Source organism: Bacillus sp. AFS002410, assembly GCF_002556365.1.
Taxonomy (GTDB): domain Bacteria; phylum Bacillota; class Bacilli; order Bacillales; family Bacillaceae_G; genus Gottfriedia.
Genome location: NZ_NUEU01000080.1, coordinates 39,210 through 65,737, shown reverse-complemented (window position 1 = coordinate 65,737; position 26,528 = coordinate 39,210). Strand labels below are relative to the sequence as shown.

Below are 26,528 nucleotides of genomic sequence, written 5' to 3'. Positions count from 1 at the left end.
TTTTCCTGAAATTCCCCCAATACACTTAAGGAATTTGTCTGATTATAATAATAATTGTAAGATTTTTCAGAATTATAAGAAAAAGGGGAAAGCTGATGAAGAAGAGTAGTAATATAAAAATTGTCAAAGTAATGACTGCTGGGGTAATTACCTCAAGTTTATTTTCCGCTAGTATTCCTGGACACAAAATATTCGCTGTGTCAAACGGAACAAGTTCAAACACTAGCATAAAAGATATTGATAGTTACATTAAGAATATTTCAAACTCTGATCGGGAAATGATTCACAGCATGCAAGAGAATAATAATTCAGAAGGTCTAAAAATCTCACCTGATGTAGATTTAAATGCGGATACTCCTTTAAAAGTAATTGTTCAGTTTAAACAAGCTCCATCGGAAATTGATTTTAAAATCAATCAAAATAGCGGACTTAAAGCTTCTATTAATGAATCAAGGGATAAAGTAGAGGAATCACATTTAAAATTCAAACAACAGTTAAAAGATAATAAAAAATTAAAAAATATTGGTGTTAATAGAGAATACAAAAGTATTTTTAATGGTGTTGCAATGACGTTACCAGCTAATGAAGTAAAAGAGCTATTAACATTAGATACGGTAAATGCAGTTTATGAAGATAAGAATGTTACAGTTGAACCATTTGTAGAACAAAATGGTGAACCAACTAATAATTCATCGATAAAATTAAATAATATCGAACAAATTGGTGCGGAGAAGCTTCACAAAGAAGGAATTACTGGAAAAGGTATTAAAGTAGGCGTCATTGATACAGGTATCGATTATACTCACCCTGACCTAAAAGATGTTTATAAGGGTGGTTATGATTTTGTAAATAACGATTCAGACCCGATGGAATCTACATATGATGACTGGAAAAAATCAGGCCAACCCGAATTAAATCCAACTTCAGGTGAACCTTGGTATACAGCCCATGGTACTCACGTATCTGGAATTATCGCTGGAACGGGTAAAAATAAATCAGATTACGCTATAACTGGTGTAGCTCCAGAAGTTGAACTTTATGGTTATAAAGTTCTTGGACCATATGGTAGTGGATCAACAGATACAATTCTGGCCGGAATCGAAAAAGCTGTAGAAGATAAGATGGATGTCATTAATCTTTCATTAGGTGCCCCTGTTGCCAACCCGCTGGATCCTTTAGCCGTTGCAATCAATAATGCAACTTTAGCTGGAACAGTTTGTGTACTTGCTGCAGGAAATGCTGGACCTAATCAATATACGATTGGTAGCCCTGCTTCATCAGCACTTGGTATTACAGTTGGCGCAAACAGTTCTCCAATAACAGTCCAAACTAGTAATGCAGTCGCAACTTCAACAACTGAAACAACTAAATTAGATAATATGAGATTGATGGGTACAGATTATTCTAATTTAAATACTTTGAAAGGGACTAGCCTTCCTGTTGTTTTTGTTGGTAAGGGTCAAGTTGCAGATTATACTGGTAAAAATGTGAAGGACAAGATTGTTTTAATGGAGCGTGGCGATTTAACGTTAAATGTAAAAATTCAAAATGCAAAAGCAAAAGGTGCCAAGGCTGTGATCATGTTCAATAATATTAATGGTGAAACTTATATTCCTTATTACTTTGGAAATAATTTTGACTTTATCCCAACTTTTAGTATTCCAAATGATCAAGGTACAAAACTTGTTAGTATGTTATCAAAAGGTGAAGTAAATCTAACAATGAATGATTTTGGATCTTATGATACTGAAGGGGATAAATTGGCTGACTTTAGTTCAAGAGGACCAGCGAGAAGATACTATGATATAAAACCTGAAGTGACCGCACCGGGTGTGGCAGTATTTTCTTCAATCCCTGCTTATTATAATGGAGTAGCACATAAAGATGACTATGAACATGCATATGCACGTTTTGATGGAACCTCAATGGCTGCACCACATGTTACAGGATCTGCTGCTTTAATATTACAAGCACATCCTGACTATACTCCTGAACAAGTTAAGCTTGCTTTAATGAATACGGCAGATCCTTTAAATGGATCATATAGTGTATTTGAAGAAGGATCAGGAAGAATTGATGCAGATGAGGCAGTACATTCCTCAATTCAAATTGATGTGAAAGATAAGGCTCCAACGCTTGATGAAAATGGTAAAAAAATGATGATCCAAGAAAACGCTGGTGATTTAAGCTATGGAGCGATTATTTCAACTGACGAAGATTATACAGATAAAAAGACGATTGAAATTACAAATCATTCAAACAAAGATAAAGTATTTGATGTAAACGTTCAATTTAATAATATTGATAGTTATGATAAGGATGCAACAAAGAACGGAATCTCACTAGATTTGCCAACCAAAGTAAAAGCAAAAGCGAATGATATTTCAAAAATTAAACCTATTCTTACTGTTCCACAAACAGCTGAATTAGGAATTTATGAAGGGTATATTACTTTTACAAATAAAGAAGATAGCAGTGAAGTATACCAAATTCCTTTTGGATTAAATAAAATGAAGCAAGGAATTAATGAAGTTTTACTTACAACAAAAGCCTTTAATACAAGAAGAGATTTACCATTTCCAATCTCTGGCTCTACTGGAATTGCATTTAATTTAAACAGTCGTATGGAAACAGTAGACGTAGTATTAAAGAATGCAGATACTGGTGAAGAATTAGGACTGATCGATGCATTTGATGGTGGATTTAATGAAGGTATGACATATGGTTTAGATGGCGGATTTAATGGACTTTACTTCCCGTTTACAGGAAATGCAAAGCAACCTGTTCATATTACGAGAGCACTTGCATCACCAGGAAGATATGAAATAGAAATTGTAGGAATCAACGAAAAAGGAAGCGTATTCAAAAAGTCGGAGCAAATTGTTATTGATAATACACTACCAACAATGAAAATGAATATACCTGGTGGAGTTTACGAGGTTGATGATAGTGGTCTAAAAATTAGTGGAAATATTTCAGATGCAAGCATTGATCAAATTAACAAAAACGGTGGTAACATTGACCAATCACAAAATACAGTAAAAGTAACTGGTGCTCAAAATCCTATTGGTAATGTACCATTAGTTGTTGATAGTAAAGGGAACTTTCAATACACAAGAACAATTCAAGCAGAGAAAAATTTCTCAACTATGACTCTACTTGGACAAGATATAGCTACAAACGGTATACAAAATCATCCAAACCAAACATACACATTGGTTAAAAAAGGACAACCTTACATTAAGTTAGTAACTGACAAGTTTGACGCAAAATACGGTGATACTGTAAAGGTAACATTAAGTGAACATAACATAAAAAACTTAATGGGTGGGGAATTTACACTTACTTATCCTAAAGATGTATTTGAATACCAAGGAACTGAATTAAGTAGCGAATACGTAAATGCTGCAAAGGCTATGGGGCTAACTGCTAATCTAACTGCTCAAGATCAAAAAACTGATACGTCAAACAATTGGCTTAAATTAACAACAACCTTAGATGGACCTACACCTGTAGCTGGAATCAACTCGAATATGCCAGTAGCTACCATTACGTTAAAAGTAAAAGATAAACCAAGCGTATACACAAAATGGATTCAACAATTAGGCTTCCAAACGGCAAAAGCTAATATATTAGGTCAACCACAAATGACAATTAACAATAAATTTGGACAAGGCGTTAACATTATTCCATCATATTCAATTCTTGAAGGCGGCTTCCTACCAGACGGTTTTGTTCCTAGCAATTCAATTTGGTTAGATCCAAATAAAGATTATTCAAAAGTCGGTGCAGAAGTGTATCTCATCGGAGGCAAAGACGGAAAACGTTATGATGCAACCATCAACAGCGCAGCTAGATTCTCCGTACCAAATCTTCCATTAATTGATCAACCATATGAAATCTATATCAAAATACCTGGACATTTCGTTAGACATATAAAAGTTGACGAATTAGTAGATTCATATGATTTAATGGATGCCGGAAAATTAAAATATTTCTACTACGCTACAATGAGAGCTGGAGATGTAAATCAAGATAATGTAATTGACCTGATGGATGTGATTTATATTGAAACATATTTAGGAACAAACAAACGTAGTGCAGACATCAATTTCGACGGCATCGTAGATTACAAAGATCTTGATTATGTAAAAAGAAACTATCTAATTGTAAACCCTGATTCAACAGAAATTATCAAACCCGTTACAAAATACAAAGGGAAAACGATTGACGATTATATTAAACCATTAGGGTGAATTTTGTTTAGATGGATTTGAATTGGCCGCCGGCTTTATGCTGGTGGTTTTTTTGTGTTGTTTTAGGGGGATTTAGTGGATTTTGAGGGGGAGTGGTCGGAAGGAGTATATTTGTATTCTTAAAAGGATATTGAGTAAGTAGATGCACAAAAATTTGAGAAAATATTACTCATAGAGGTTTCATGAGTAAGCAGAAACGGCCAAAAAAGAAAAAGAGTTACTCATAAAGGCTTCATGAGTAAGTAGAAACGGCTAAAAAAGAAAAAGTGTTACTCATAAAGAGCTCATGAGTAAGCAGAATCGTTAAAAAATAAAAAAGTGTTACTCATAAGGACTTCATGAGTAAGCAGAAACGCAAAAAAAAGAAAAAGTGTTACTCATAAAGTGTTCATGAGTAAGTAGAAACGCCCAAAACAGAAAAAGTATTACTCATAAATAGTTCATGAGTAAGTAGAAACGCAAAAATCAGAAAAAGTGTTACTCATAAAGGCTTCATGAGTAAGTAGAAACGCCAAAAAAAGAAAAAGAGTTACTCATAAAGGGCTCATGAGTAAGTAGAAACGCCCAAAACAGAAAAAGAGTTACTCATAAGGGCTTCTAGTGTAAATAAAAAAGCAAATAATAAATAACTAACTAGTAACACCCTCATCAGTAATCAAAAAAATAAAAAAACCTACTTATAAAGTATTCATAAGTAGGAAGACAAGCAAAAATTATAGCATTGCAATGGTATCAAAGCTAATACACTTAATCAAAATAACTATATTTCCCATGTCCATTCTTTTTGAAATTTTTACGAAGGATTTTCCAAATACCTTTCTTTGATTTATAAATATTACACCACTCATAAACAGAATTAGTTGTAATTTTTCTTTCTGGAAAGAGGAATTTAAGTTCGCCAATGCTCTTTAATAGACCATTGCATAGTTTTTCATCATAGCCACAGTACTGACAGGTTAGTTTACCATTAATTACCTCTGTGTAAAAAGTACTACATTTAACACAAATAATCCCCTTCACCAGCCGATCATAATAATAATCCGGATAGTGCGTGTACTTCGACTCCGTTTTATGTAGTGATAATAATAATTCGGCCACTCTAAAATGATTCGCATTTAAGTTGAAATGTTGCATTTTTAATTGGTTTATGAAGCGGTTTAATTGTGATGGGAAAATAATAGGTAGATTCATAGGGGCATGATATAAAAAGAATTCGGGGTTAACAAAAACTAGATATGGTTTAATTTTGAAATGAATCTTGTGGTCAGATAGTAATTTTTGAAACATGGATTCGGTTCTTTTAAGTTGGTCGTAGGGGTTTTTTATTTCGGACTTTGGGTTTGTATACCATCTATCTTCATCTATAAAATAATCTCCAATGTAATTCTTTACTTCAAATAAATAGATCGAATCTCCAGTTATTCCCATCGAATCAATTTGGAATTCTGATTTGTTACATTCGAATGATAAATCATTTAAAAAAAGCCAATTATCTGACAATTCAGACGTCCATGCATCAAATTTCTTTTCACCTTCGTACCCTTTTTCTAAAAAGGATAAGTATGTGATATCCTCATCTGATAGCCCATTCCTAACATGCAAACTCCTGTAAATCCTCAAATGATTTGATTCAATTCGTTCTTTTAAATTTTTCATATTTCACGTCCTTTCAATCTATTATTACATATTAATAATCCTAATAATTTGAAGGTTTGATGACTTTTTCTGTCCAAGGTTAGAAAAGGGCTATTTTAAATAAGGTAATCTCTTTTCGATTTAACTAAACTTTACTTAAAGGATTTGTTTAGACTTATTTCATAAAAATGTTACACTTTTTTAAGATTTATATGATATAGTTCACTTAATTTCTAAAGAAATTGATCATTTATTCTAAATTGAGGAGTTTACGAAGCTAAATGTTATGCTAAGAATAAACAATGATCGCTATAAAATTTTAATACCAAGTGAGTGAAAGAAATGTCAATTAAAATGAGGTTTCTGTTGTCATATGTTGGGGTGATCCTTTTTTCGTTCACATTATTATTGGCAGCAGGTTTTTTAATTATTTTTGCGATAACAGGGGATGTAAAGTCAGTAGAAGGACTTTACAAAAAGACTTATGTTCAAAAACCTTTGACTACAGTTGAAGAAAGTGTGTTTCTTGATTTGAAGCTTCTTGCTAAACATAATCCAAATCAATTACTAAATAAGCAAGAGATTAAGAGGATTGAGCATAAAAATATCGGTATTGTTGTTCGAAAAGGAAAAAATATTGAGTATGCTTCACAATCGCTTGATGAAAAAAGGTTGGTACAAGCTCTGCCTGGGTTTGAGGAGACGAATATTAATACTCGCGATACGATAAAAATAAATGATGTATTTTTTACTTATGTCAAATTTGATTTTTATTTCCCAGATCAAAGTCAAGGGAGCATTTTCGTCTTAAAGAAGGCAAGTTCATATACAGAGGTTATACGAAATTTGTTTCCAATATTAATAGGGTTATTGCTTTTATTATTTATCATCATTATAGGTATGTTAAATTATTTAGTTTCCCGAAGCATCATTAAACCAATCTCTAAACTTAAAAAAGGTGCGAAAAAAATTAAAATTGGTGATTTGAATTTTGAAATTGTTACGAATTCTACTGATGAAATTGGTGAATTAAATAAGGCGTTTGAGGAAATGAGAATAAAATTAAAAGAGTCAATCAATCTCCAAATTCAATATGAGGAAAATCGCAAGGAGCTTTTGTCGAATATTTCACATGATTTAAAAACACCGATAACTTCAATTATTGGATATGTGGAAGGGATTAAGGATGGTGTTGCAAATACACCTGAGAAAATGGATAAGTATTTATCGACTGTCTATTCGAAAGCGAAGGATATGGATTCATTGATTGATGAATTATTCTTATTTTCTAAACTGGATCTAAAAAAAGAACCGTTTCATTTTGAAACTGTCGAGATTAATAAATATTTAGGAAACTACGTAGATGAAATTTATTTGGATTTATTTCATCAAGGTATCAATATAGAATTCATTCTTTTGAATAAATCAATTAATGTGACAGCAGACCGAGAGAAATTAAAAAGAGTATTGTCAAACTTAATCAGTAATTGTGTGAAATATATGAACAAAGAAGAAAAGAAAATTTCAATTTTACTTGAGGAAGAATTGAATGAAGTGATTGTAAAAGTTACAGATAATGGCCAAGGAATCGATTCGGATGCATTACCATTTATTTTTGAACGTTTTTACCGTGCAGAACAATCAAGAAATTCTCAAACTGGCGGTAGCGGTTTAGGACTTGCAATCGCAAAACAGATTATTGAAGAGCATGGAGGAAAAATCTGGGCTTCAAGTGAGTTTGGTAAAGGGACAAGTATATTCTTCTCCTTAAAGAAAGGTGAGAAAAAGTGAAAGACATATTACTAATTGAAGATGATGTAAGTATTGCGGAATTGCAAAGAGATTATTTAGAAATAAATGATTTTCGTGTAGATATTCAGCATAATGGAGATGAAGGTCTCCAGCATGCTCTAAACGGAAATTATGATTTAATCATCTTGGATATTATGCTTCCAGGAAAAAATGGTTTTGAAATTTGCAAAGAAATACGTGCAGTAAAAAATATTCCTATACTATTTGTCTCTGCTAAGAAAGAGGATATTGATAAAATTAGAGGGCTTGGTTTAGGAGCGGACGATTATATAACAAAGCCGTTTAGTCCAAGTGAATTAGTTGCAAGAGTAAAAGCGCATTTATCACGATATGATCGACTTGCAGGAAACAATAATGTTTCAAAAATAATTTTTGTTCATGGTATATCAATTGACCGCTCAGCTCGTAAAATTTTTATTAACGAAAAAGAAGTACCATTTACGACAAAGGAATTTGATTTGATGGTGTTTTTTGTGATGAACCCTAATCAAGTATTAAGCAAAGAACAGCTTTATGAAAAGGTTTGGGGGCTCGAGTCAGCAGCAGACGTTTCAACTGTGACGGTTCATATTAGTAGATTACGTGAAAAAATAGAAAGAGACCCTGCAAACCCAAAGTTCTTAGAGACAGTTTGGGGAGCGGGGTATCGATTTAATGTATAACGAACAGTTTAAAACCGCCACTAAGTGACGGTTTTTTATTTAGAAGATTATTGAATTTGAAAATTTCTTTCTATCAGCAGCTGTTGATCTAGAAATCAGTTCTATAAGAATAGGACAATAATTGAATAGTAAATATTGTTACATACAATCTCTATTTCTGTATTCCAGGTTCAAATGATAAAGTTTGGTCCGCTCCGTTCATTGTAACAGGGACTCCAAATGGTACACCGTAATTTGGAGAACAGTGACCAATAGGGAATCCACTAAGAATTGGCAATCCAAGCGGGACAATATGATCATACACTATTTCCGGTATCGTAAGGGATGCTTGGCGTTTTTGCGGTCCACAATCATTAAAGTCTCCAAAGATAACTCCAACACAATCATCAAACTTCTTTGCCAAACGCAATTGATTAATCATGCGATCAATTCGGTAAGGTTCTTCTTGTATGTCTTCAATAAATAAAATCTTTCCTTTTGTGTCCACTTCATACGGTGTACCGATCGTGCTTGTTAAAACCGTTAGATTGCCACCAGTCATCTGGGCAGTGACAGAATGTGAAAAAGCAGGGTATGTATTTTTTTCAGAAGCTGTGAAGGTGAAACAAAGAGGTTCTAATAATTGCTTAAAAGAAGCGATTGTCTCTGCAAGAACATGATCTGCGCCGCATTCTTGTATCATAGGTCCGTGGAACGTCACTAAATTAGCTTTTTGTTGAAAAGCAATATGCAGGGCTGTAATGTCACTGTAACCCCAAAAGATTTTAGGGTTGTTTTTAATGAGTCCAAAGTCTATGTCTTGTAGTAATCTGCCGCTTCCATATCCTCCGGTTGCGCAAAGCACAGCTTTAACTTCGGCGTTGGAAAAGGCAACATGTAAGTCCGATACTTTGTTTTCATCACTTCCGGCTAGATAGCCGCGCTTTTCTTTCACTCCTTTACCAATCAAAACATGCAGGCCTGCTTTTTCTATTTTTGACTTCATCTTCATCACATTGTCAATATTCGGCGGGCTTGATGGAGCAATAATCATCACTGTATCACCTAAATTCAATCCATTCGGTTTTCGCATTTTTTTCCCTCCAATTTGAATGCCACCTTATATATATTCTATCTTTAGTAGCAATTTCCTCATCTAAGTTAGTTTTTATTAAGAAATATAATATATATATTAGGAGGGGATTATCTGTACGAAATAGAATTTAACAATTGAAAATAAGCAAGGGAGATGTTGAAGTGAAATCCTTAGAAAATGTAATATTTAAAACTGAGATTTCAAAAGATAAGCTAGTGCAATGGAGAAGACACCTGCATAAATATCCAGAGCTTTCGTTTCAAGAAGAAAAAACCTCACAATTTGTATTCGATACGTTGAGTTCATTCGGGAATTTAGAGATTTCGCGTCCGACCGAATATAGCGTAATGGCCAGACTAGTCGGTGGAAAGCCAGGTAAAACGCTGGCAATTCGTGCCGATATGGATGCTCTGCCGATTGTTGAAGAAAACAGCTTTGATTTTGCTTCTACTGTACCTGGCGTAATGCATGCCTGTGGTCATGATGGTCATACGGCGATTTTACTTGGAGCGGCTGAAATTTTGGCAAAACATAAAAATGAAATTAATGGAGAAATTCGTTTCCTCTTCCAACATGCTGAAGAACAATTTCCAGGTGGAGGCGAGGAAATGGTGCAAGCTGGAGTAATGAATGGTGTTGATTTCGTAATTGGCTTGCATCTCATGTCTGGCTTGGAAGTCGGGAAAATCGGGATCGTATACGGTCCGATGATGGCAGCCCCTGATGCGTTTCATATCATAATCAAAGGCAAAGGTGGACATGCCGCGCATCCTGAAGATACTGTGGACAGCATCGCAATTGGTGCGCAAATTATAACAAATTTGCAGCATATTGTTTCGCGGACAACAGATGCATTTTCACAAAGGGTCCTGTCTGTTACTCAATTTCATGCAGGAACAGCTGATAATATCATACCTGATACTGCTGAAATTGTTGGTACAGTGCGTTGCTTTGACGAAAAATTGCGACACGATGCCAAAGAACGAATTGAGCAAATTGTAAAAGGGATTTGCGAAGCCCATGGAGCAAATTATTCCTGTCATTACCGATATGGGTACAGACCGGTTATAAATCACGATGCAGTCACAAAAGTACTGGAACAAACAGCAATTGAGGTATACGGAAGTGAGTCTGTTGAATATATCAAACCATCTATGGGTGGAGAAGACTTTTCTGCATTTTTACAAAAAGCAGATGGGTGTTTCTTTAAAATTGGTTCAGGAGCAGAGGAAAGTGAAAGTACGTATCCACATCATCATCCAAGATTTACTATTGATGAAGAATCTCTTGTTATTGGCGTTAACATGTTCCTGCAAGCAGCTTGTAATCTTTTGAGTAATAACTAGTTGCAGAATCTTGAGTAGGCACTTCGTTCGATTTGTTCGATAAATTGAATATTTAAAGAGGTAATACGTTCAATATACAGAATATTATAATAATTATACAGAATATTATATGGATGTAAGGAGGAAGTTTTCAGTGAATCAACAAACCAAACAGTTAACAGCTATACTACTTAGCATGGGTATTGTACTTTCTGGATGTGCAACTCAAAAAGATAAGGCAACAACGGTCGAGAGCTTAAGTAAATCACATGATAAACAAGCGCTTCGTTTAGTTGAAACATCTGAGCTTTCATCAATGGATTCCTCCCTTGTGGAAGACTCTACTACTCTTAGTGTGCTAAACAATGTGATGGAGGGCTTATTCAGACAAGGAAAAGACAGCCAACCAGTACAAGGAATTGCAAAATCCTATACGGTAAGTAAAGACAAAAAGACATATGTATTTAAACTGCGAGATGCATTATGGTCGAACGGGGATCCAGTGACAGCGCATGACTTTGAATATGGATGGAAACGCACATTAGATCCAGCAACTGCTTCACAATATGCCTACATCATGTATGATGTAAAGAACGCAAAGAAGATAAATGAAAAGCAACTTCCTGTAGACCAATTGGGCGTAAAGGCGATCGATGATCATACGCTAGAAGTACAACTTGATAATCCAGTTCCGTATTTTCTGAGTTTGACAACACTTGCCCCATTCATGCCTCAGGATGAAAAAGTTGTAGAGCAGCAGGGCAAGAATTACGGTATGGAAGCAAACTCAGTCGTTTATGACGGCCCATTCAAAATGAGTGAATGGAAGCATGAACAAAGCTTTAAACTTGTGAAAAACCCAGAATATTGGGATAAAAATACAGTAAAACTAGATGAAATCAATTTTAATATTGCGAAAGATAGTGCCACAGCTATCAATCTATATCAGACAGGAGCAATTGATCGGGTAAGTCTAACTGCTGAATTTGTGGACAAGTATAAAAGCGATAAAGAATTTAAAACAGCGCAAGAAGGAAGACTTATTTATTTAAAGCTAAATAACCAAAATGCTATTTTAAAAAATGTGAATGCGCGTAAAGCTATTGATATGGGCTACAACAAAAAAGAGATTACAGACGTACTCTTAAATAACGGTTCAACACCAGCTTACTACTTTGTCGCTAAAAATTTGGCATATGGTCCGGATGGGCAAGATTTCGATGATACAACAGGAGATTTCAATAAAACGAATATTGAAAAAGCAAAGGAATATTGGGAAAAGGCAAAACAGGAGCTTGGTAAACAAACTGTTGCTATAGAGCTTTTGATCGCAGAAGACGATAGTAATAAGAAAATTTCTCAATATTTGAAGTTTGAACTTGAAAAAAATCTTCCTGGTTTAACAGTGAATATCAAGATGCAACCTGCACAACCTAAATTTGCACTCGAAGATAATCTTCAGTACGATATGTCTCTTGCAGGATGGGGACCTGATTATCCAGATCCGATGACATTTTTGGATAAATGGATAACAAACAATAACATAGCGTATTCAAATCCTAAGTATGACGAATTGATCACAAAAGCAAAAACGACTCTTCTTCAGGATCCAAAATCGCGATGGAAAGCTTTAGCAGAGGCTGAAAAGCAATTGTTAGAAAAGGATGCAGCTATTTCACCAATGTATCAGAATGGTGTGGCTTATTTGGAAAAATCTTATGTGAAAAATGTATACAATCACCCATATGGGGTGAAAAATTCCTATAAATGGGCTTACATAAAAAAATAAATGCTTTAATTGAAGGAAATATGCTTTAGTTGTCTTTGAGTTCATCTCGGCTGTCTAATTAGACAGTCGATTTTTTTGTTCATAAACAACTATTTAAGCAAAACCTAGCTATAAATAAATATTATTAAAAAATTTATACTTTGTTAAGAATTTGTTTAGTAGGAGTTTTTATTTGAGGTTTAATATAGGTTTCAGACGAACGAAGGTCTAAAAAATGAAAATTGAATGGAGTGAAATTTCCCAGGAATAATTGATAATTTTACATGATGGTATGTAATTGCAAAAGGAGGACACTGTACTTTATGTGGAAGTTAATCGCAGTTGTAATAGGCTGTACACTTTTGCTACAAGGTTGTGCCTTATTTGAAAAGGGGGAAAAAACATTGAATGAGCAACTATTTCAAGCAGCAAAGTTAGGAGAAGCAGATACTGTTAGAAAACTTATTGAGGATGGTGCGAACATTAATGCACAGGATTCAAATGGTCGAACTGCTACAATGATTGCAACTTACAACAATGACGTTAAAACTGCAAAAGTACTAATTGAGGCAGGTGCAGATGTCAATATTCAAGACCAGATGAAAAACAATCCCTTTTTATATGCTGGTGCAGAAGGATTAATCGATATTCTAAAGCTTACAATTAAAGCAGGTGCAGATCCAACAATTACAAACCGCTATGATGGAACTGCATTGATTCCCGCTTCAGAACATGGGTATATAAATGTCGTAAAAGAACTTCTTACAAATACTAAGATTAATATTAATCACGTTAATAATCTTGGCTGGACGGCCCTGTTAGAAGCGATAATTTTAAACAATGGAAATCAAACACAACAGCAAATAGTACAAACCTTAATAGATTACGGAGCAGATGTAAATATATCTGATCATGAAAATGTCACACCTTTACAACATGCACGTGAAAAAGGATTTAAAGAGATCGAAGCGATTTTAATAAATGCTGGAGCAAAATAAACAAAGTTCAATAGCCCCATTAAATAGGAGAACTTATAAAAAGGAGAAAAATAATATGAACAAAAAAACAAAAACAATTTCATCAGTACTACTTGGAGTCACATTAGTATTAACAGGTTGCAATACAGCAGCAAATGCACAAGTTGAACAGAACAAACAGAAGCACGAAAAGGCATATAAAATACCTAAAAAAGTAAACAAATTAACTAAAGGACAAGAAATGTCTGCAATTTTAAGCAGCACAGATTGGCAAGGTACAAGGGTATATGATAAGAATCATCACGATTTAACGAAAGAGAACGCAAATTTTATTGGACTTGCTAAATACGATGCGAAATCTGGTAGATATGAATTTTTTGATGCTAAAACGGGACAAAGTCGTGGGGATAAAGGGACATTTTTTATTACAAATGATGGTAAAAAGAGAATTCTTATTTCAGAATCAATGAATTATCAAGCTGTAGTTGATATGGAGAAAATAAATAAAAATGTATTTACTTATAAAAGAATGGGTAAAGATTCTAAAGGTAACGATGTAGAAGTATTTGTAGAACATGTTCCATTTAAAGGAAAGAAGCTTGCCTTTACCGATCCAGATAAGCAGTTAAATTCAACAACAGGAGATATTGTAAAAAAAGTTGATGGAGATAAAATTTTAGGTAGAACACTATGGAATGGTACAAAAGTAGTTGATGAACAAGGTAATGATGTGACTAAATTTAATACGAATTTCATTAGTTTAGCAAAATTTGATGAAAAAACGAATAAATATGAGTTTTTCAATCTTGATACAGGCGTAAGCCGCGGTGACTATGGTTACTTCGATATTGCCCACGAAAATAAAATTAGAGCACATGTTTCGATTGGAACGAATAAATATGGTGCTGTACTTGAGCTAACTGAACTTAATAATAAGAAATTTACTTATAAAAGAACTGGTAAGGACAAAGATGGTAAGGATATAACAGTATTCGTAGAACATGAACCTTATAAAGGTGATTTTAAACCAATGTTTAGTTTCTAAAAACGATTCATCAAAAAGAATGGAGAAATCCATTCTTTTTTTTATGGCTCTGTTAAAAAAGATTGTTGATACTTTTTTGGACATTGAAAAACACACTATTTCCTGTTGTTCAACCAGGCACACTTGTGAAGGAGATTCGTGAAACTCGATTTGCAGAGGGATTCATCTGTCCGCATTGCACATGTGAGCATATCGTCCGTTTTGGTAAATATAAAGGTCGTCAAAGGTATCGTTGCAAGGCTTGTCGGAAAACATTTAACGATCTGACAAATACGCCAATGCATGGTACTCGGTTTCCTCGTTATTGGTGTGAATTTATTAAACTTATGTTTCAAGGGATTTCTCTGCGTAAATGTGAACAAATTCTTGGAGTTTCATGGGTTAGTTTATTCTATTGGAGACATAAGATTCTCAATGCATTAAAGGTTATGAAAATTGATGGATTCGACGGGATTGTTGAAATGGATGAAACGTATTTCCTTTACTCTGAAAAAGGAAAAAATGGAATTACTGGTCGTCAAGCTCGTAAGCGTAGCGGAGTGTCTATTTATCGTGGGATTAGCAAGGAGCAAGTCTGCGTATTAGTAGCTCGTGATCGAACTAAACAAACCGTAGCTAAGGTTGCATGTTTAGGCAGAATCGTGAAACCGAAAGTCGAAGAAACGATTGGACATTTGTTACAACCTGATAGCATCCTTTGTACTGATGCATGGCGTGCTTACATGACTTATGTAAAAGAAAAAAACATAGAACATTATCGAATCAACTCAAAAACGACTGGGCATGTCATTAAAGGTATTTATTATATTCAAAATGTCAATGGCTATCACGCTCGTTTAAGCCAATGGATGGATCGTTTTAAAGGAGTCGTGACCAAATATCTCGATCATTATTTGGCATGGTTTCAGTTCCTTGAAATGAAAGGATTCGATGCTACCACATCAAATATTAAAGAGGTATTTGTACGAACAAGTCATTGTGACCATCATTTAACAAATGAAGGTATTCGTCAATCGAGGTTAATCATTTAATTAAGAATCTTCACTTCCTTATTCAACATATAGGCAGTTTAGTTTAAGTAAATTTCTTCGCAAAGTAAAAAACACGTTTTCCTTTTCAAAAGGTCACGTGTTTTTTAGAAATTAAACTTTATTTCATTTTAAACATTTTATAGAGAATACGATCGTACATTCGATCAGAGACTAATTTTCTTAATAGCATCATAGGTTTTGCAAATTGTCCAGCTACATATCGAGTTTTTGGTTTCTTAGATTCAATCGCCTTTAAAACGATTTCTGCTATGACTTTAGGAGAAGTTGGTTTTGGTGCTTTTTTTGACATCTCTACAAAGGCTTTTGTCATATTAGCATATACTGTATGTGCAGATGTTTTCTGAAGGTTATTTAAAGTAATATCGTTCCATTCACTCTCAATTGATCCTGGTTCAATAACGATTACATCTATATTAAATTGAGCAACTTCAAATCGGAGACAATCAGAATATCCTTCAAGTGCGTGTTTTGTAGCATGATACCATGCACCTAATGGTGTATACACTTTTCCACCCATCGATGAATTATTAATAATTTTCCCTGATTTTTGTTTTCTCATATGTGGTATAACTAATTGCGTTAAACGACTTAGACCAAAAAGATTTACTTCAAACTGTCTTCTTGCTTCTTCTAAAGGAACATCTTCAACAGAACCATAAGAGCCATATCCTGCATTATTAAATAATATATCGATTTTTCCTTGTTCTTGAATAATACGGTTTACACCATAAACCATGGATTGTTCATCTGTAACATCCATGGTTAAAATTTTAGCACCCTTTAATTCTAGGTCTTTCATATTTTCTATGCGTCTTGCAGCTGCATAAACCACATAACCTTTTTCTAGTAGAAGTTCTGCTGTGGCTTTACCCATTCCCGCAGATGCTCCAGTTATTAGTACGACTCCTTTACCCAACCCATTCATATTCTTCACTCCTTATTTATAATCTATATTTTGATAGTACCATTTGTATCTAATTATACAATTGTGTCTCGATACACACTTGTGTCACTTGTTCTACTGAATTATAATGATAAATAGAAATTGAAGTCAAGATGATGAGCGTAAGTGATACAGATATGAGAAAAAGGGACATTTGAAAGGGACATTTGTTAAAAAAGGAGTTACATGTTATGCAAAATGAAAAAAGCAATAATCCGATATCAATCCGTTCGAGACAATGGATCATACAATCACTGCTAAAACTAATGGACGAAAAGCCATTTCAAAAGATAGCAATTAAGGAAATTACGGACGATGCAGGATTGGTACGAAAAACATTTTATCGTAATTTCCAATCTAAAGAAGAAGTTCTGTATGAACATATTAGTGAATTAATGCAGGAGGCTGAAAAAAAATTTGAATCTTTAGAATCGCTTTTACCATACACAATGACATTAATATATTTCGAATTTTGGAAAGAACATGTTCCGTTTTTGAATCTTCTTCATAAAAATGACTTATTTATAATCTTGCTTAAACAACTGCAAGAATACGCACCGACCATTTTTGTGAAATTCAAAGCTGATACTATGAGAAATTTCGATGAAACATTTTTAAAGTATTATACAGAATTTCATTCTGCTGGAATTTGGCACATGCTTGGAAAATGGGTTGAAAGTGGCACAAAAGAAACACCGGAACAATTAGCCAGAATTTATGCCGATATTTCTTTAAATAAACCACATTTAAAGAAATAAATTAAGATTTAATGGAGATTAAAAGAGAATGTGAGGGGAAGGAAATGAAAGCATTAGTAATTGGAGCAACGGGAGCCACAGGTAAAGACTTACTGGAATTATTATTAAATGATGATTCTTTTCATAATGTAGATATTTTTGTTAGACGTGCTCTTAATATCAAACATAATAAATTAAAGGTCCATGTAATTGACTTTGATAAACAAGAGCTATGGAAACATTTAGTGAAGGGAGATGTTTTGTTTTCATGTTTAGGTACTACACTTAAAGTGGCAGGGAGTAAAGAAGCTCAATGGAAAGTTGATTACGAATATCAATACCAGTTTGCTAAATTTGCTAGAGAAAATGGTGTTGATAATTATGTATTAGTATCTTCTGGTTATTCTTCATCAAATTCTCGATTCTTTTATACAAGGATGAAGGGACAGTTAGAAGAAGCTATAAAAGCATTAAGATTTCCAAAGTTGACAATCTTTAATCCACCTTTATTAATACGACAAAATACCGATCGACCAATGGAAGCTGTAAGTTTTAAAGTAATACAGTTTGTAAATAAAATAGGAATTTTTCGTTCTCAAAAACCTCTTGCGACAGATATATTGGCTCAAGCCATGATAAATTCTGCTAAAACTAAAGAAGGTGGAGTTTTTAAACTTGAGGGTAAAGCAATTTGGGAATGTGCTAAAGTTAATTATGAATAAATTTTTTAATTAGATATCTTAGGTGGAATTATTATATCTATATACAACTAACTCAAGCATTAGTTGAATAAGATCGTAGAAGGACTGTCTAAATTGACAGTTCTTTTTGAAATATTAAATATCAACATTTTAGTTTAACAGAGCCTTTTTTATAAAGGCAATTTCATTTACCGAATTTTCCTTTTGCGATAAAAAGATATAGGCCCCTAATTATTATTAAATTCCCCCAATAGTAAATAGATAAATTATCTAGTTTAATTATAGTAATTAATAACTGACAAACTATTGTTTAAAAGGGGAATTATATGCAAAACAATTGTAGTGCACCAGAATACGAAGTACCTTTAGAAATTGGGAAGCAAGCTGACCAATTTGACGAAAACTTTGATGAAAAAGAACTTAAATGATTGACGTGAAAAAACATTTTTGAATAAATTTAGTTTGTTAAAGCTTGTAGACTAGTGGGAGTTCCTAGTTTACAGGCTTTTTTGACAGGAAAAATGTGATTACTTAAAACGAACTCTCAAATACGAGCTAACTTAGATTTTTTCACGATAAGAGGGCTCAATACATACAATAAATGGGCATTAATATAAAATTTTTTCATCTTAAAAGGATGTGATTGAGATTTATCCAGTATATAGTAATAACTTAACGGGTATTCGATCTGATTATATAGCTCCACAATATCAAAGTGGCTTCATGACAAGAAATAGTAATCGTAATTATACGATTAAAGCAACTGGAAAAGGAGAGGTATCTGTAAAGCCAGACCAATCGTCTGTCTTACTAGGTGCTGTAGTTGAAGATTTGAGAGTACAAAACGCTCAGTCACAGAACGCGATTATTTCGAATAAAATGATCGATGCATTAAAAAGCATAGGCATTAAACAAGACGAAATTGAAACGAATTCATATACAATAGACCGAATTGTTGAATATCAAGATTCTCAGCAAATTTTTAAAGGATATCGTGTAAGTCATATTTTTAAAGTAATTGTAAAAGATCTTGCAAACGTTGGTAAAGTTATTGATGTTGCAGTTGAAAATGGAGCAAATGAAGTAAGAAATCTAAGTTTTGAACTGTCAAACCCTGATCCATATTATCAAGAGGCATTACAAAAGGCTACTTTGAATGCGAAAACTAATGCAGAAAATATAGCAAAATCACTAGGCTTATCAATCAATAGCATTCCGATTTGGATTGCTGAAGAAGGGATTCAAATTGTCCGTCCACTATCCTCACTAACAATGACTGCTGCGGCATTCAGCGGACCAACTACGCCGATCCAAGAGGGGCAAATAAAAATTACTGCATCTGTACAGGCGATGTTTAATTATATAGGTTATTAATTGAATAAACATTTAGTTGAAGAAATAGATTATAGGATGATTTTAATTTAGATGAAGCGGCCACCTGAGTTTTGGTTATGATTGTTAATTAATCTAATCTTTAAATGGATCAATATTTAGAAATATTTAATATTAACATTATGATTGTTTAATTAAAAAGTTAGAGATATAATGAATTCGAAAGATATGGAAGCATAATAATGTAATTGTTATGTGTCTATTATTTTCATTTAAATTAAATTGGATTGGTATTTTAGTAAATTTTTGCTAATTAACTATTCCACTAAGATGACTTAAAAGCCACCAGATTGGCTAATTGTCACCTTGGTGGAATTTTTTTTTTCAAAAAATGGAAAGAGGGTAGTAAGTTAATTAATGGAATAGTACTTACATTTTATTCACAGAAATATAAATAGGTTGTTGAAATCGGTGCAAAGATATAGGTATAGCATTTTTACTATTGAAAATGAGGGAATTAGAAATGACGAAAAAAGTACATGAATTTAATGATCTGATGAGGAAACTTCGAAAGGATTTGTTTGGAAAAGGACCGGAACGAATTCATACGGTTTTTGTTGAAAACATGGCCGTTTCAACATTATATGGTAATTTGACTCCTACTGAAAAATTTATTTCCGGTACAATGAACGGTGCTGAAATGGTTCATACTGCACGAACAAAAATGATTCAGGATCTATACTTAAATCAACCACCCGAAGGTTTAGAAGAACTTGTCGGAGCGAAATTAGTTCATTTATTTTCAGATATGAAAGTTGAAGAGAATATAGCCATTTCGGTTTTTGTATTTGACCGAGATATTATATAGAAATAGTGGTTTTAGATGTTATTAGGGAGAAAAAAGAGGAGTGAAATGATTTAATGAGTTGGTTAAAAAATAGAAAAATGCTAATCAGGCTTCATCAAACTTTGTTAAATATATCATTACTACTACTTAGCTTGATTCTTGCATTTTTTCTTTTTCGAGAGCTTTATTATATTTTTAATGATGTTTTATTAAGTAATAAAAATGTTCATCAAATTTTTGGGAAGGTTCTGATCTTTTTCTTATATTTTGGATTCATTTCAATTATTGTTCAATATTTCAAAGAAAACTATCATTTTCCAATACGATATCTTCTTTATATTGGGATAACAGCTACTATTCGTTTTATTATTGTAAATAATGGAGAATCGGCCCATAATTTTTGGTTAGCAATTATTATTTTAGTACTGACAATTAGTTATATCATTTTACCTTTTGGGGAAACGAGAAATGGTTGAAATTATCTTATATAAGAGCGGAAAAATCTTTTTTTTATTAAAGCAGTGGATTATAAACTGGATATTAACCCAACCTTAAGGTTGAGTTAATGTAATTATACTTGGATGTCAGTATTAATAGTAATAGATCAACTTGAACTTGAGCAACTTGAACTAGAACACGAAGAGTGAGAACTACTAGAACATGAAGTATGTGATGAACTAGAGCATGAAGAGTGCGAGTTTTGATGATGACTATCACCCTTGCTTGAACAATCATTTGAGCTTTCATTTAATGCAAACAAAGAACTTGTAGTTAAAATTGATGAATTAATATGCCCTTCATCTGATTTTTTGCTAGAGGTTGAACGAGTAGCTGAACTTTGGCTAGATTTTTGTGAGTGGTGTTTAGTGATTTCTTCTGTTTTTCTAAGTGCTTTAGTTCTGGCTTTTTCCTTATCTTTATCAACTAAAATTTTTTGAATTCTAGCAAACTCATTTAAAAAATTATATTTAGCTTCTGAGCTAATATGAGAAACGAAACTTAAGGTTTGAACTGTTTTGCTCGATAAATATTCTATAACACTAGCATTTTTATAATTAACAACTAAATTTCCTAAAATATAAGTATTTACAGATGTTGGTTCAAACAAAGTATTATACAACAAATTGTAAACAGCTCTTACATCAGTGCCATCAGTCTTAGCTACTTGAACTTTAATAATATTTGGTTCATGGTGTATCATTTCACCAGTAAAAGACTTGCAGAAACTTTGATAACTTTTCGTAAATAGAATCATTTCATGCCAGATTTTATCAACATCCTGACTATACATTGGAACGTTTTCAAAGATTGCTGCCATTAAGAAAAAGCGTTTTAATTCTGTCTCAACAAAGGTATACTTTGCATTGCTCCAATCTTCTTTTTCCATAACTCTTTCTTTAACATTAGCTAGGAATTCCATTTTCCATGCGTTTTCTAGTCTAGAAACTAACGATAAATTAGCAAAGCTCGAATTTACCATTAAGTTACTTGTATAAAACTGATCATAAAGATTGATATAAAATGCATTATCATTTTTTAAATTCTTTTTAAAAAATCTTCCGAAAAATTTTTTCATATAAACCTCCTTTAATCTATTTTTAATACAATTATATAATAATAAATAAACAAAAGAAGAAAATTGTTAAGATAAGGAAATACTGTGGATATTAAAAAAGGTTGCATAAGATCAGTTTATGGGTTGGGAAAGGGATTCATTAGGCAGAAAAATACTTCATTAATCGTATGATCAGCCTATTTTAGCTTCGTTTTTATTTCAATTAACTGCGAAGTTTTTTGATATGTTAAAATATGGTACAATCTATATATTAAAAGGCTTTTCTCCAGCGGAAATAGATGATTTTGAACTGGTTTGTTTTAGTAGTTCTAAAATGTGGTAATTACAAATTGTTTGGAGGTTTTAGTGAGATGACAAAGGAACAAGTAATACCAGCTGTATCAGGGCAAAGGATTATTCCATTTCTTACGTTTAGTGGCAATGCGGAGGAAGCGATGAATTATTATATTCGTACTTTTCCGGATTCAAAACTCGTTTCTCTTCGAAGATTTACAAAAGAAGACCGTGGTGTAGAGGGAAAAATCATGAATGGCATCATTGAAATTTTAGGGCAGACTTTTATGGTCTTGGATATGGATAAAGAATCTTGCCCAGATTTTACTTGGGCTGTTTCCTTTTATTTAGAATGTAAAAACGATGCAGAGTTCGATTTAATTTTTGACGGCTTGAAGAGTGATGGGAAAGTACTTATGGGACCAGTAGAAATGAATGACTTTAGTAAGGTTACCTGGGTTACTGATTGTTTTGGTGTTACTTGGCAGCTAGTGTTAAGAAAAAAATCTTAAACAAACGGCGATCCTATTTTGTTTAATCACCAAATAATTCTATTGTTAATTGAAGAAAAATGAACAAGGTTTCTTAAATAATAATTTCCCGATGAATATTTTGAATGTTCTAACAAGAATTAATAAAAAAATATTTTTTAAAAATAATAATCTGAAAATATTGAAGTTTACTAATTGTTGGCATATAATGTAATCAGATACTAGTTTATTAGAGAATTAACTAAGAGGTATTAGCGTATGGCAGAGCAAAATCAACGAATTGGTCGAACAGCAATGATGCTTGCGTTGACTGAACATGAAGAAGAATTAATGAAAAATGAAAACGTAGTTTGGTGTGTAGGTAAAGTCGGTACAATGGATTCACAAAAAGTTGTTGCTGCGATTGAAACCGCTGCCAAACAAAATGGTGTAATTAATGGAGCTCTTTATAGAGAAGTTCATTCTTTATATCATGCAACTCTTGAAGCAATTCAAGGCGTAACAAGAGGTCACGTTCAATTAGGTGATGTTCTTAGAACAGTAGGACTTAGATTTGCTGTTGTTAGAGGTAAACCGTATAAAAACGTGAACGAGGGTGACTGGATTGCAGTTGCACTCTACGGTACGATTGGTGCTCCTATTAAAGGATCAGAGCATGAATCGGCAGGACTAGGTATTAATCACATATAATTGCCCATAGTTTATTAGATGATAGGGGGCTATGATTCGTAAGATTAAATTTTTACGTCTCATAGCCTCCTTCTGTGTTTTTTTACAAAATTCGGAGGTGTTTTATTAATGGTAACTTTAACTGGTAATAGCTTAACAATGGAACAAATGAAAAGTATTTTATTCGAAATGGCATATGTAAAAGCAAGTGAAGATAGCTTAGTTGCAGTAAAAGCATGTAGAGAAAAGGTAGAAGAAATCGTAAATAATGGCAAAGTTGTTTATGGTATTACTACAGGATTCGGAAAATTTAGTGATGTATTAATTGAAAAAGAAAATGTTTCAACACTTCAATATAACTTAATTGCTTCTCATGCATGTGGCGTTGGTGAACCATTCCCTGAATTAGTTTCAAGAGCAATGTTAGTACTTCGTGCAAATACGATGTTAAAAGGTCACTCTGGTGTTCGTTTAGTAGTCGTTGAAAAATTACTTTCATTAATTAATGCTCAAATTCACCCAGTGATCCCATCTCAAGGTTCATTAGGTGCAAGTGGAGACTTAGCTCCATTATCTCACTTAGCTTTAGTTTTACTTGGTGAAGGTGAAGTTTTCTATAAAGGAAAACGTATGGAAACAGCTGAAGCTTTAGCAAAAGAAGGAATTTTACCAATCACTCTAGAAGCAAAAGAAGGCTTAGCTTTAATTAACGGTACTCAAGCAATGACTGCAATGGGTATTCTTACTTACCTTGAAGGTGAAGAGCTAGCTTATCAAAGTGAATTAATTTCTTCTATTACATTTGAAGCATTAAATGGTATTACAGATGTATTTGATGAAAGAATTCATATTGCTCGTGGATATAAAGAACAAATTGAAGTAGCTGAGCGTTACCGCAATATTTTAGCAACAAGTCAATTAACAACTAGACAAGGTGAAATCAGAGTACAAGATGCTTATACATTAAGATGTATTCCTCAAGTTCACGGCGCTAGCTGGCAAGTTCTGAACTACGCAAAAGAGAAATTAGAAATCGAAATGAATGCTGCAACTGATAATCCATTATTATTTGGTGATGATGTATTCTCTGGTGGTAACTTCCATGGTCAACCAATTGCATTTGCGATGGACTTCTTTAAATTAGGTGTTGCTGAGCTAGCAAATATTTCAGAAAGACGTATCGAGCGTTTAGTTAACCCACAATTAAATGATTTACCACCATTTTTAAGTCCAGAACCAGGATTACAATCTGGGGCAATGATTATGCAATATGTGGCAGCGGCTTTAGTTTCTGAAAACAAAACATTAGCACATCCAGCGAGCGTTGACTCAATTCCGTCTTCTGCAAACCAAGAAGACCATGTAAGTATGGGAACAATCGGTGCACGTCACGCATACCAAATTCTACAAAATGCTAGACGAGTTTTAGCAATTGAATGTATTTGTGCAATGCAAGGTGTTGAATATAAAGGAATCGAAAAAATGTCTGAAACAACTAGAAAATTTATGGAAGATGCTCGTAAAACAGTTCCATCAATTACTAGAGATCGCGTGTTCTCTAAAGACATTGAAAAATTAACTACTTATTTAAAAGAAAATTTCATTGCTAGAAACTATACAAAGCAAACACAAATTTAAGTAGGGGTGGAATTATAATGGAAATCACAAAAGGATCATTAAAAGCGCCAAGAGGTACTGAGCTAAACACAAAAGGTTGGGTTCAAGAAGCAGCACTTCGTATGTTATTAAACAACTTAGATGAAGAAGTAGCAGAAAGACCAGAAGACTTAGTCGTTTATGGTGGAATCGGTAAAGCTGCAAGAAACTGGGAAAGCTTTGATGCAATTATTGAATCATTAAAGAAATTAGAGAGCGATGAAACATTATTAGTTCAATCAGGTAAGCCTGTAGCAGTATTTAAATCTCATGAAGATGCACCACGCGTTTTATTAGCTAACTCTAACTTAGTTCCAAAATGGGCAACTTGGGAGCACTTCCGTGAATTAGATGAAAAAGGCTTAATGATGTACGGTCAAATGACAGCTGGTAGCTGGATTTACATTGGAACACAAGGTATTTTACAAGGTACTTATGAAACATTTGGAGAAGCAGCTAAGCAACATTTCGGTGGAAGCTTAAAAGGTACAATCACAATCACTGCAGGTCTTGGCGGTATGGGTGGAGCTCAACCATTAGCTGTAACAATGAATGGTGGAGTTGTAATCGGAATTGACGTAGATGAAACAAGAATTCAACGTCGTATTGACACTAGATATTGTGACGTATTAACGCACGATTTAGAAGAAGCATTAAAACTTGCAACTGAAGCTAAAAACGAAGGTAAAGCTTTAGCAATCGGATTAGTAGGTAATGCAGCTGAAATCTTACCTCAATTAGTAGAACGTAATTTTGTACCAGACTTAATTACTGACCAAACTTCAGCTCATGATCCATTAAATGGTTATTTACCAATCGGAATGACAATGGAAGAAGGAAAGAAACTTCGTGTAGAAAATCCTGATGAAGTAATTAAACGTGCAAAACATAGTATGGCTGTACATGTTGAAGCAATTTTAGCAATGCAACAACGTGGAGCACTTGCATTTGACTACGGTAATAACATTCGTCAAGTGGCATTAGATGAAGGTGTAAAAAATGCATTTGATTTCCCAGGTTTCGTACCAGCATTTATTCGCCCATTATTCTGTGAAGGTAAAGGTCCTTTCCGTTGGGTAGCACTTTCTGGTGATCCAGAGGATATCTACAAAACAGACGAAGTAATTTTACGTGAATTTGCAGATAACGAACATTTATGTAACTGGATCCGTATGGCTCGTGAAAAGGTTGCATTCCAAGGGTTACCATCACGTATTTGTTGGTTAGGTTATGGTGAGCGTGCTAAATTCGGTAAAATCATTAACGAAATGGTTAAAAATGGCGAATTAAAAGCACCAATCGTAATTGGTCGTGACCACTTAGACTGCGGTTCTGTAGCATCTCCAAACCGTGAAACAGAAAGCATGAAAGACGGAAGCGATGCAGTAGCTGACTGGCCAATTCTAAATGCACTAATTAACGGTGTAAATGGCGCAAGTTGGGTAAGTGTACACCACGGTGGTGGAGTTGGAATGGGTTATTCTTTACATGCTGGTATGGTTATCGTTGCTGACGGTACAGATGCAGCTGCAAAACGTATTGAAAGAGTATTAACTTCAGATCCAGGAATGGGTGTTGTTCGTCACGTTGACGCAGGTTATGATTTAGCTGTTGAAACTGCGAAAGCAAAAGGCGTTAACATCCCAATGATGAAGTAGGTGTTAGAATTGAAAGCAGATATTCTTTTAACAAATAT

The 26,528-nt window shown here is 33.7% G+C and carries 20 protein-coding genes and 1 pseudogene; 17 read left to right on the top strand and 4 right to left on the bottom strand.

The window, feature by feature from the left end; all coding sequences use genetic code 11:
• The first annotated feature begins 95 nt into the window (after positions 1 to 95).
• Positions 96 to 4,256, top strand: a complete 4,161-nt coding sequence (locus CN692_RS19600) for a S8 family serine peptidase (RefSeq protein ID WP_098120799.1) — start codon at positions 96 to 98, stop codon at positions 4,254 to 4,256.
• Between the two features lie 747 nt (positions 4,257 to 5,003).
• Here the strand turns inward: CN692_RS19600 and CN692_RS19595 are convergent.
• The gene (locus CN692_RS19595) at positions 5,004 to 5,912 is read right to left on the bottom strand and encodes a nuclease-related domain-containing protein (protein WP_098120798.1); all 909 of its coding nucleotides are present in this window, start codon (positions 5,910 to 5,912) and stop codon (positions 5,004 to 5,006) included.
• Positions 5,913 to 6,233: 321 nt separating this feature from the next.
• On the opposite strand from CN692_RS19595, the gene CN692_RS19590 reads away from it, so the two are divergent.
• Both CN692_RS19590 and CN692_RS19585 read left to right on the top strand, forming a co-directional pair.
• The gene (locus CN692_RS19590) at positions 6,234 to 7,682 is read left to right on the top strand and encodes a sensor histidine kinase (RefSeq protein WP_098120797.1); all 1,449 of its coding nucleotides are present in this window, start codon (positions 6,234 to 6,236) and stop codon (positions 7,680 to 7,682) included.
• Complete coding sequence (locus CN692_RS19585) at positions 7,679 to 8,365, top strand: response regulator transcription factor (protein WP_098120796.1); 687 nt, start codon at positions 7,679 to 7,681, stop codon at positions 8,363 to 8,365. The genes CN692_RS19590 and CN692_RS19585 overlap by 4 nt, the downstream gene beginning before the upstream one ends.
• Before the next feature lie 151 nt (positions 8,366 to 8,516).
• On the opposite strand, the gene CN692_RS19580 is transcribed toward CN692_RS19585, so the two are convergent.
• On the bottom strand, positions 8,517 to 9,437 hold the full coding sequence (locus CN692_RS19580; RefSeq protein ID WP_098120795.1) for a S66 peptidase family protein: 921 nt from the start codon (positions 9,435 to 9,437) through the stop codon (positions 8,517 to 8,519).
• 164 nt (positions 9,438 to 9,601) lie between these two features.
• On the opposite strand from CN692_RS19580, the gene CN692_RS19575 reads away from it, so the two are divergent.
• The 5 genes and pseudogenes from CN692_RS19575 to CN692_RS19555 form a co-directional block, all read left to right on the top strand.
• The gene (locus CN692_RS19575; protein ID WP_098120847.1) at positions 9,602 to 10,786 is read left to right on the top strand and encodes an amidohydrolase; all 1,185 of its coding nucleotides are present in this window, start codon (positions 9,602 to 9,604) and stop codon (positions 10,784 to 10,786) included.
• Positions 10,787 to 10,919: 133 nt separating this feature from the next.
• Positions 10,920 to 12,554: a peptide ABC transporter substrate-binding protein gene (locus CN692_RS19570; RefSeq protein WP_373605048.1), complete on the top strand. Its 1,635-nt coding sequence runs from the start codon at positions 10,920 to 10,922 to the stop codon at positions 12,552 to 12,554.
• 302 nt (positions 12,555 to 12,856) lie between these two features.
• Positions 12,857 to 13,531, top strand: coding sequence for an ankyrin repeat domain-containing protein (locus tag CN692_RS19565; RefSeq protein WP_098120793.1), 675 nt, complete (start codon positions 12,857 to 12,859; stop codon positions 13,529 to 13,531).
• A gap of 55 nt (positions 13,532 to 13,586) precedes the next feature.
• On the top strand, positions 13,587 to 14,555 hold the full coding sequence (locus CN692_RS19560; RefSeq protein ID WP_098120792.1) for a DUF4822 domain-containing protein: 969 nt from the start codon (positions 13,587 to 13,589) through the stop codon (positions 14,553 to 14,555).
• 116 nt (positions 14,556 to 14,671) lie between these two features.
• A pseudogene (locus tag CN692_RS19555) lies at positions 14,672 to 15,586 on the top strand (IS1595 family transposase); the annotation flags it as partial.
• Between the two features lie 118 nt (positions 15,587 to 15,704).
• Here CN692_RS19555 and CN692_RS19550 read toward each other — a convergent pair.
• Positions 15,705 to 16,532: an oxidoreductase gene (locus tag CN692_RS19550; protein WP_098120791.1), complete on the bottom strand. Its 828-nt coding sequence runs from the start codon at positions 16,530 to 16,532 to the stop codon at positions 15,705 to 15,707.
• A gap of 209 nt (positions 16,533 to 16,741) precedes the next feature.
• On the opposite strand from CN692_RS19550, the gene CN692_RS19545 reads away from it, so the two are divergent.
• The 5 genes from CN692_RS19545 (at position 16,742) to CN692_RS19525 (ending at position 20,643) form a co-directional block, all read left to right on the top strand.
• Entirely contained in the window at positions 16,742 to 17,308 is a 567-nt protein-coding gene (locus tag CN692_RS19545; protein ID WP_098120790.1) for a TetR/AcrR family transcriptional regulator, read from the top strand.
• Between the two features lie 44 nt (positions 17,309 to 17,352).
• Positions 17,353 to 18,009 (top strand): NAD(P)H-binding protein, encoded by a 657-nt coding sequence (locus CN692_RS19540; RefSeq protein WP_098120789.1) that lies wholly within the window; start codon positions 17,353 to 17,355, stop codon positions 18,007 to 18,009.
• 618 nt (positions 18,010 to 18,627) lie between these two features.
• Positions 18,628 to 19,362 (top strand): SIMPL domain-containing protein, encoded by a 735-nt coding sequence (locus tag CN692_RS19535; RefSeq protein ID WP_142317553.1) that lies wholly within the window; start codon positions 18,628 to 18,630, stop codon positions 19,360 to 19,362.
• A gap of 481 nt (positions 19,363 to 19,843) precedes the next feature.
• Positions 19,844 to 20,188 carry a DUF2294 domain-containing protein gene (locus CN692_RS19530; protein WP_098120787.1) on the top strand — a complete coding sequence of 115 codons (345 nt, stop codon included), beginning with the start codon at positions 19,844 to 19,846 and terminating at the stop codon, positions 20,186 to 20,188.
• A gap of 53 nt (positions 20,189 to 20,241) precedes the next feature.
• On the top strand, positions 20,242 to 20,643 hold the full coding sequence (locus tag CN692_RS19525; protein ID WP_098120786.1) for a phosphate-starvation-inducible protein PsiE: 402 nt from the start codon (positions 20,242 to 20,244) through the stop codon (positions 20,641 to 20,643).
• A gap of 128 nt (positions 20,644 to 20,771) precedes the next feature.
• Here the strand turns inward: CN692_RS19525 and CN692_RS19520 are convergent, their stop codons facing one another.
• Positions 20,772 to 21,743 (bottom strand): glycine-rich domain-containing protein, encoded by a 972-nt coding sequence (locus CN692_RS19520; protein WP_098120785.1) that lies wholly within the window; start codon positions 21,741 to 21,743, stop codon positions 20,772 to 20,774.
• Between the two features lie 350 nt (positions 21,744 to 22,093).
• Between CN692_RS19520 and CN692_RS19515 the strand changes: the two genes are divergently transcribed.
• The 4 genes from CN692_RS19515 to hutU all read left to right on the top strand — a co-directional run bounded on the left by CN692_RS19515 (position 22,094) and on the right by hutU (position 26,490).
• On the top strand, positions 22,094 to 22,528 hold the full coding sequence (locus CN692_RS19515) for a VOC family protein (RefSeq protein ID WP_098120784.1): 435 nt from the start codon (positions 22,094 to 22,096) through the stop codon (positions 22,526 to 22,528).
• Positions 22,529 to 22,765: 237 nt separating this feature from the next.
• A complete protein-coding gene (hutP, locus tag CN692_RS19510) occupies positions 22,766 to 23,197 on the top strand; it encodes a hut operon transcriptional regulator HutP (protein ID WP_098120783.1) in 432 nt (143 codons plus the stop codon).
• Between the two features lie 108 nt (positions 23,198 to 23,305).
• Positions 23,306 to 24,814, top strand: coding sequence for a histidine ammonia-lyase (gene hutH, locus CN692_RS19505; protein ID WP_098120782.1), 1,509 nt, complete (start codon positions 23,306 to 23,308; stop codon positions 24,812 to 24,814).
• 17 nt (positions 24,815 to 24,831) lie between these two features.
• Complete coding sequence (gene hutU, locus CN692_RS19500; RefSeq protein ID WP_098120781.1) at positions 24,832 to 26,490, top strand: urocanate hydratase; 1,659 nt, start codon at positions 24,832 to 24,834, stop codon at positions 26,488 to 26,490.
• Positions 26,491 to 26,528 lie beyond the last annotated feature (38 nt).